Raw genomic sequence first — 7,488 nt, forward strand, 5'->3', positions numbered from 1 at the left:
TGCCGCTGGGCCTTCGCCCGCGCGACGACGACTTCACGGACCGTTTCGGCCTGATCCTTTACCGCCGACAGGTAGGCCTGGAACGCGGATTCGACCTCGACCCACTCGGCCTCGAGCGCCTCCTGGATACCTTCGACGCTGCCTTTCACGGCCTGCGTTTCTGTACGCAACTGATCGTAGTAGCTCTGCAGCTTGGCGCGGGAGGCCTGAAGACGGGCAAGCGCGGCATCGGCATCCTTGCGTGCGGTGTCCTTCAGCTTGTCCGAGGTCTTCTCGACCTCGGATATGACTGCGTCCACATCGTCGAGGCGCTGTTTCGCCCAGGCGACTGCTTCGTGGGCATGGGATTGATCACTCATCGGGTGTTTCCTTTTCTGTTTAAGGAGGAGATTGCCTGACTGTTCGGGGCAGGTTCCGTCACTGCCCGGAGCGTTATTGAGAAAGCCGGACAGCGAGAAAATCACTTCGGCAGAGATCGCGAACCATGTCTTCGATCTGACCGATGCAACCATCCTGAATTTGCATCCAATCCATCCCGCGCAGCATGATTCCGCGCAGGAATCTGAAGCTGAGGATAGCCGTCACGATAGCGCTGATTCGCAATCGCAATGCCTCGTCGGCAGGGGAGCGGCCTGAGATGTCGCTGGCAGCCTTCACCAGCTCTTCCAGCAAGGGTGCAACTGCCTGATCATAGATCAGGGCGAATGCCTCATCATTATCGTAGGAACAACGCGCCACAAACGAGGTCCAAGAATACGGCTCAGCGTCTTTTAGAATGATGTGAAGAAGCTTTGTCAGAGCCTCCTCGAAACGGATAGCCTTTTCCGCAGGATCTTCGGCTCCCAGGATTGCCGCCACCTCCCCGAAACGGTCGGCTGCATAGTCGGCGATCATCTGAGCCGCTGCGAGATAAAGCTCCTTCTTCCCCCCGAAATGATAGGGAATAGCCGACAGGGTCGTTTTCGCCGCTTGCGCCAGCGCACGCGTGCTCGCCCCTTCATAGCCCACCGCCGCTATTACCGTGATCGCGGCTTCAATGAGCTGCGATCGCGTTTTCGCGCTCCGCGCCTCGTGTCCGCTCTGTGGCACTTCATTGGTTCGCACCGGCTTTCCCTTCGCGCTGGCTGCAAAATAAAATAGTTCGAACGAACGACTTATACAAGATGACATTGATGAATTTGCCAACCGACCGCTTGGCCAACCAGGACCTGCCCAATCCTGTGGACGGCACATGGCTGATCGTTACCAATCATTTACGAAGACTGCGCCAGACGACGGCCACCCAACATCCGACCAAAATCATGTGCGCAACAAACATCATGATTTCACCGTTGCGATCTTTCGGCAGGGCCTGCCAAAACGGGTGAGCAATCAACGCCGCGGCAAGCGTGAATGCCGCGAGGCAAAGTGCCCCGATCCAGCGCCAGAAACCCGTGACGACCATGACGGAAGCGCCGAGTTGAATCAGGATCGCGACCGCGCTTAAAGGCGCCGGTGGCAGCAGCCCATAGGCCTCCATTTGTCTTATGCCTGCGTCGACGTCCAGAAGTCTCGTCACGCCCCAATAGATGTAGGGACTGCACAGGAGAAGTAAGAGACCCGATTGCAGGGCGCGAAAGGTTACCCAAAGCGACTGGATGTCGATGTGTCGTTTTTCGCTTTGCACTAGCCTCTCCTGATCTGCCGACGATACACCGGGGACGAAGAAGTCGAACCACGTGGAAACCCTCAATCGAACGGGCACCAAGCCTTGATCGCTTCTAACCGGTCGCTGCGTTGTCGCGTTCCGCGCACGTACAGCCGGTTGCGGCAATAAATAATTCAAACGAACGAACTTTTCAAGATTGACGTTGGCCAACTGACGACTTACGACGCCTCAACGAACGTTCAGTAGATAGGCCCGATGCATCACGACACCAGAACCGCCATAATCGAGGCCGCCGCCAGCCTTTTTTCAGATCTCGGTTACAGCGCCGTTTCCATGCGCGACGTTGCAAACAAGGTCGGCGTGACGCCAGCCAATCTCTACCACCACTTCAAGGGCAAGGACGAGCTGATCCGCGAGGCACTTGCACATGTATTCACCCACAAGACAGCTTCGCTGGAAGCTCTGCTGAACGTGAATCAGGATGCGGACGAAAAGCTCGAAGCCTTTGTGCACTGGTTGGTGCATCTCCTGGCCGAGGACAAGATATTCTGCCGTCTACTGGTTCGGGAACTGACCGACGGCGATGCCGGGCGATTGGAGTACCTGTCGAAAACGGTATTCGAGCGCCCGTTCACTCTGGTGCGGTCGCTGGCGAGCACAAGGGTCCGCGACGGCGAAGACGATTTCCTGGCAGCGGTATCTATCATCGGCGTCGTGCTCGGGCAGGTGCAGCTTGGAGCAATTGTCCGGCACTTGCCCGGTGGATGCTCCGATCATCTAGATCCGGACGTCATTACGCGCCATGTGATCGCGGCCCTTCGTGAATGCTTCAAGACGACCTCGATCAAGGATGCCTGAGATGCTCCCTTCCCCCCGGACCGTTTCAATTCTCGCCGTATTGCTCTCGCTCTCGGGCTGCGACGAACATAACGCCGAACAAAATTCAAAGGCGAAGGCGACTGTCCCTATCGACGCAGCCGTCGATATCGTCGAACTGAAGGATATTCCGATCAACTACACTGTTCCTGGTTCCGTCATCTCCGACGGACGAGTGGAGGTGTCATCCCGTGTCGTCGGCTTCATCGAGCAACTCGATGTCCGCGAGGGACAGAGCGTAAAGCGGGGAGACCTTCTAGTACGGATCGACCCGAGCGATATAAACGAGGCAATCCAGCAGGCCCGTTCCTCCGTCAGCGCCGCAGTGGAGGATCTACGCGACGCCGAGCAGGATGTCCGGAAATACACCTCACTTGCCCAGTCGGGATCGGTCGCCTCGGAAACGCTACGCAAGGCCAAAGTTCGGGTGGACATCGCCCGCACGACGCTAGAAAAGGCCAAGTCGGTGCTTTCCGCTGCCAAGGCGCAGAAGGACTACTCCACGGTAACGAGCCCGGTCGATGGCGTCATTGTGTCCGTCGCCAAGCGCAGCGGCGAGATGGCGACCGCCGGTTCACCAATCCTAATCGTCGAATCGCATGAAGTTCTCCTACTTAAAGCCTATGTGTCCGAGCAGAGCCTCGCCTCGATCAACACCGAAACGCCTGTAAATGTCAGGCTAGACGTGCTTGGTGGACGCCAATTTAAGGGACGTATTCGCGGGATTGTCCCATCCAGCGATGAAGTGACACGTCGCTACGAGATCAATATCCTGCTGCCCGACGATCCGGCGCTGATGCCCGGCATGTTCGGTCGGGCCGAAATCCGGCTCGGGGCATATCAGGCCCCTGTCGTGCCGCAGAGAGCGATCACAAAAAGGGGTGGTCTGGACGGCGTCTTCGTTGTCGAGGACGGGACCGCATATTTCCGGTGGCTACGCATGGGCCGGGAATTGGACGGCTTTGTCGAGGTTACATCCGGCCTAAAGGGCCACGAAATGATACTGGTGGAAGTTGACGGCAGGTTGCCGGACGGCGCTCAGGTGAACACGGCGGGTGCAATCCGATGAGTGCGCCGAACCTCAATATTGCCGGAACTCTGGCGCAGGCGTTTATCACATCGAAGCTGACGATCGTCTTCATCGTCGCCGTGGCCCTTCTGGGCGTCATCGCGATCCAACAGACGCCGCGCGAGGAGAATCCGCAGATCGTCGTGCCGGGTGCCGTCGTCACGATCACCCTTCCCGGTGCCTCCGCTGCCGAGGTCGAATCGCTCATCGTCACCCCGCTCGAAGGCATCCTCAGCGAGCTGCCGGGGGTCGACCATACCGCAGGCATTGCGCAGAATTCACTCGGCATGGTGCAGGTGCAGTTCGAGGTCGGCGAGCCGAAAGAGGAATCCCTCGTCAAGCTCTATGACCGTGTGCTCGCGAGCCGCGCCAGCTTGCCGTCCGACGCCGGAACGCCCACCGTCCGTTCGATTGATGCGGACGATGTTCCTATTCTCACCGTCACACTAGCGTCGGCGAACTATGACGACTACGCCTTAAAGCGGGTTGCAGAGCGGATGGCCGAGCGACTGCGCAGCGCCGAAAGTGTCTCCGTTGTGAATATCAAGGGCGGCCGTGACCGGGAAATCGCCATCGAACTCGATCCGGAACGCCTTCAGGCCTTTGGCACGACGCTGAGCGAAGCCTATGCAGCCTTTGAGGCGAGCAACCTGTCCGTACCCCTGCAGTCGACCGTTCGTGACGGAAAGGTCGAGGCAATCCGGCTCTCGGCATCCTTCGCCTCCGCCGACGATGTACGCAACCAGATTCTCGCTGTGCACGAGGGCCGTCCGGTTTATGTTCGTGACGTGGCGACCGTCATTGATGGCCCGGTGACGGAGATCATGCAGTTCAGCCGCTTCTCCTTCGGACCGGGCGACCCGCGCTTCGCCAACCCCGATTCGTCCGACATGGCAGCGGTCACTATCTCCGTTTCCAAGAAGAAAGGGGCCAACGCCGTAGTCGTGGCCGACACGATCGTCAACCGCGTCAAGGAGATGCAGGCCTCCTTCATACCGACAGAGGTTCAGGTCGTTGTCACTCGCAATGACGGCGAGAAGGCGGATGACGCTGTCAATCTGCTTATCGAGCATCTCGCTATCGCACTCGTGACCGTGGCCATCGTGCTGGTTCTCTTTCTCGGTTGGCGCGAGGCCCTCATCGTCACAGTCACGGTGCCGTTGATCTTTTCGATCACGCTGGCGGCCGATCTTCTCGGCGGCGTCACCATCAACAGGGTGACGCTCTTCGCGCTCATCCTGTCGCTCGGCTTGCTCGTCGACGCTGCGATCGTCGTCATTGAGAACATCCACCGCCACTACGGATCAAGGCAGTCGCGGGTCAGTAAGGAGAAGACGACGGTCCTCGCCACCAACGAGATCGGCAATGCGACCAATCTTGCAACCTTCGCCGTCATGCTCGTGTTCAGCGCGCTTTTCCTCGTCACCGGCATGGCGGGCGACTATTTCTACCCTATCGCCTACAATGTACCGATCGCCATGGCCGCGTCCGTGGTCGTCGCCTATATCGTGACCCCCTGGGCGGCCAACCGATGGCTGGACCGCCACACCGTACAGGAAGCCGACGAGCATGAACAGGAAACCTCGCACGGCAAACCCGGTCGGCTGGAGAGACTTTATCTCCGTCTGATCACGCCGTTGCAGGAGCGCCGCGCCGCCCGTATCGGCATGGCCGTCATGATTGCGGTCCTGATGACGGGATCGATTATGCAAGGCGCGTGGCAGTTCGTGCGGCCCTCGGGCGTCGGCGGCCCTGTTTCCTGGCTTGGCGTCAATATCGGCTTTCTGCCCAAGGACAACAAAAACACCTTCAACATTGTCGTTGCGATGTCCGAGACGACACCCGTCGAGGAGACGAACCGTTTCGTGCGCGAGATCGGCGCCCTGCTCTCCAAGGACAGGAACGTTGTCAACTACCAGACATGGATCGGCCAAGCCGGCGTCGCCGACTTCAACGGCCTGTTCAAGGGAACCACCAACCGGGAGGGTAACTCGGTCGCTGAAATCCGCGTCAATCTCACCGACAAGCACGACCGGAAGGAAAGCTCGATCGACATCGTCCGCGAACTTCGCCCAAAGATCGAGGAGATCCGCAGGCGTTATCCCGGCGCGGAAACAGCGCTCGTCGAGGACCCGCCCGGCCCGCCGCTGCGCGCTACGGTCCTGGCCGAACTCTACGGCCCTGACCCGGAAGGCCTGCGTCAATTGTCGGCCAAGGTCCGGAAAGCCTTCGAAGAAACCTACGACATGGTCGATCTCTCCGACACGGCACCGGAAGATGTTACAGAACACCGGATCGTGCCAGACAAGGAGAAGGCGGCGCTTTCGAAGGTTTCGACCGCGCAGATTGCGCAGGCACTCATAATTATCTATGGCGGCAAGGAACTGGGCCGTGCCCACCTCGTCGACGAGAGGAATCCCGTTCCCGTCAGGGTCTATGTGCCGCGCCGCTTCGCCGTGGACCCGGCACGCCTCGACCGCGCCTTCGTCGACAATGCTGACGGCAAGCCCGTACCGCTGTCCGAACTGGTAAAAATCATCCCGTCCCACGCCGACAAACCGGTCCAGCGGCGCGATAACGAGAAGGTGACGTTCGTCGGCGGAGAACTGTCGGACTCGGTTCCGCTCTATGCCGTCCTCGACCTCCAGAAGCGTTTGAACGGCATCATCGCTCCCGACGGCAAGCCGCTCAGGACGGGCAATCTCGGCGTCAACAAGGATGTGCCCGACACAATCGACGGCTATCAGTTACTCTGGGGCGGCGAGATGCGCATGACACTCGACATCTACCGCGACATGGGCATTGCGCTTGGCGGCGCGCTGCTACTCGTCTACCTGCTGCTGGTTGCCTACTACCGTTCCTTCCTGATCCCGGTGATCGCGATGTCTTCCGTACCGCTCGGCATCATTGGCATCTTTCCGGGGCACTGGATTGTCGGTGCGGACTTTTCCGCCACCTCGATGGTCGGCATCATCGCTCTCTCCGGCGTCGTCATCCGCAATTCGTTGCTGATCATCGACTTCATCCAGGACAACCGCAAGCATGGCATGCCCCTTGAGGTCGCGGTGCGGCAGGCCGGCGCGGTGCGACTGAGGCCGATCCTGCTTACGACGCTTGCCATCGTCCTTGGCTCAGCGATCATGATCACCGATCCGGTATTCGGCGGTCTAGCCGTCTCACTGATCTTCGGAACCGTCGTCTCGACCGTCTTGACCGTTTTCGTCGTGCCGATCCTCTTTGAACTCGATGCACAGCGGCGATTGAGAAGGGGGGCCGCGGATACTGTGGAAACAAGGATTTGAAAACCCGCCGAGTGAAAACAACCGCTCATGAGGGAGCGTAAATTGAAGTGGTTCAGCAGCTTCTTCGATGAGATTTTTGGCAATCAACGCGTTCGACGGGTTAAGTTACCAATGGCGCCTAAGCTTTGGATGGTAGGTCATCTGGCCAGGTAGGTTAATTCTGCTTCACCGAACGCATACGACGTCAGCGCATTTCGCTATGCTTTTCATGGATCCTAAATAGGCCGTCAAATCGATCCTGCGGCAGTGGCAGTCACGTCACAACCGCCGTGGGCACTTTGTTTTTCCGAAATCGTAGACGCGACATATAGTGGGGAGAAGAGCAACTGCGACCGAGTATTCAACCTGCTCGCTTGCTGATTTTCTGTAGGCCCCCACATGGCGAGCCATCCATCAAAAACATGGTTGCAACAATCCTGTTGCGCCCCTCATTCTTGGCGCGATAAAGAGCGCTGTCCGCAGCCATCAAAAGACCCTCGGGCATATCCACCGTCCCGCCCGCGCGGGCAAGGGCAGTTGCAACACCGATACTTGTGGTCAATTTTCCGCCGGCAGCAGCGTTCGCCGAATTCGGAATTTGCAGCGCTTCGATA

The 7,488-nt window shown here is 58.8% G+C and carries 5 protein-coding genes and 2 pseudogenes; 3 read left to right on the top strand and 4 right to left on the bottom strand.

What is annotated here, in order from left to right:
* The 3 genes and pseudogenes from RNA01_RS22420 to RNA01_RS22430 form a co-directional block, all read right to left on the bottom strand.
* Positions 1 to 359 (bottom strand): annotated as a pseudogene (locus tag RNA01_RS22420) (hypothetical protein); the annotation flags it as partial.
* 73 nt (positions 360 to 432) lie between these two features.
* Positions 433 to 1,104, bottom strand: a complete 672-nt coding sequence (locus tag RNA01_RS22425) for a CerR family C-terminal domain-containing protein (RefSeq protein WP_235916848.1) — start codon at positions 1,102 to 1,104, stop codon at positions 433 to 435.
* 145 nt (positions 1,105 to 1,249) lie between these two features.
* Positions 1,250 to 1,666, bottom strand: coding sequence for a DoxX family protein (locus RNA01_RS22430; protein WP_170253615.1), 417 nt, complete (start codon positions 1,664 to 1,666; stop codon positions 1,250 to 1,252).
* A gap of 237 nt (positions 1,667 to 1,903) precedes the next feature.
* On the opposite strand from RNA01_RS22430, the gene RNA01_RS22435 reads away from it, so the two are divergent.
* Genes RNA01_RS22435 through RNA01_RS22445 form a run of 3 tightly spaced genes read left to right on the top strand, consistent with a single transcriptional unit; the run spans position 1,904 to position 6,895 of the window.
* A complete protein-coding gene (locus tag RNA01_RS22435) occupies positions 1,904 to 2,506 on the top strand; it encodes a TetR/AcrR family transcriptional regulator (RefSeq protein WP_147182339.1) in 603 nt (200 codons plus the stop codon).
* 1 nt (position 2,507) lies between these two features.
* Positions 2,508 to 3,593, top strand: coding sequence for an efflux RND transporter periplasmic adaptor subunit (locus RNA01_RS22440; RefSeq protein WP_147182340.1), 1,086 nt, complete (start codon positions 2,508 to 2,510; stop codon positions 3,591 to 3,593).
* Positions 3,590 to 6,895: an efflux RND transporter permease subunit gene (locus RNA01_RS22445; protein WP_147182341.1), complete on the top strand. Its 3,306-nt coding sequence runs from the start codon at positions 3,590 to 3,592 to the stop codon at positions 6,893 to 6,895. The genes RNA01_RS22440 and RNA01_RS22445 overlap by 4 nt, the downstream gene beginning before the upstream one ends.
* 340 nt (positions 6,896 to 7,235) lie before the next feature.
* Here the strand turns inward: RNA01_RS22445 and RNA01_RS22450 are convergent.
* Positions 7,236 to 7,488, bottom strand: a pseudogene (locus tag RNA01_RS22450) (diguanylate cyclase); the annotation flags it as partial.

Origin of the sequence: Paenirhizobium naphthalenivorans (assembly GCF_007992095.1) — a bacterium.
Classification (GTDB): domain Bacteria; phylum Pseudomonadota; class Alphaproteobacteria; order Rhizobiales; family Rhizobiaceae; genus Allorhizobium; species Allorhizobium naphthalenivorans.

Excerpts from the sequence above, each read along its gene's own strand:
- RNA01_RS22445 (WP_147182341.1), top strand. The coding sequence starts at position 3,590 with ATGAGTGCGCCGAACCTCAATATTGCCGGAACTCTGGCGCAGGCGTTT.
- RNA01_RS22440 (WP_147182340.1), top strand. The coding sequence starts at position 2,508 with ATGCTCCCTTCCCCCCGGACCGTTTCAATTCTCGCCGTATTGCTCTCG.
- RNA01_RS22435 (WP_147182339.1), top strand. The coding sequence starts at position 1,904 with ATGCATCACGACACCAGAACCGCCATAATCGAGGCCGCCGCCAGCCTT.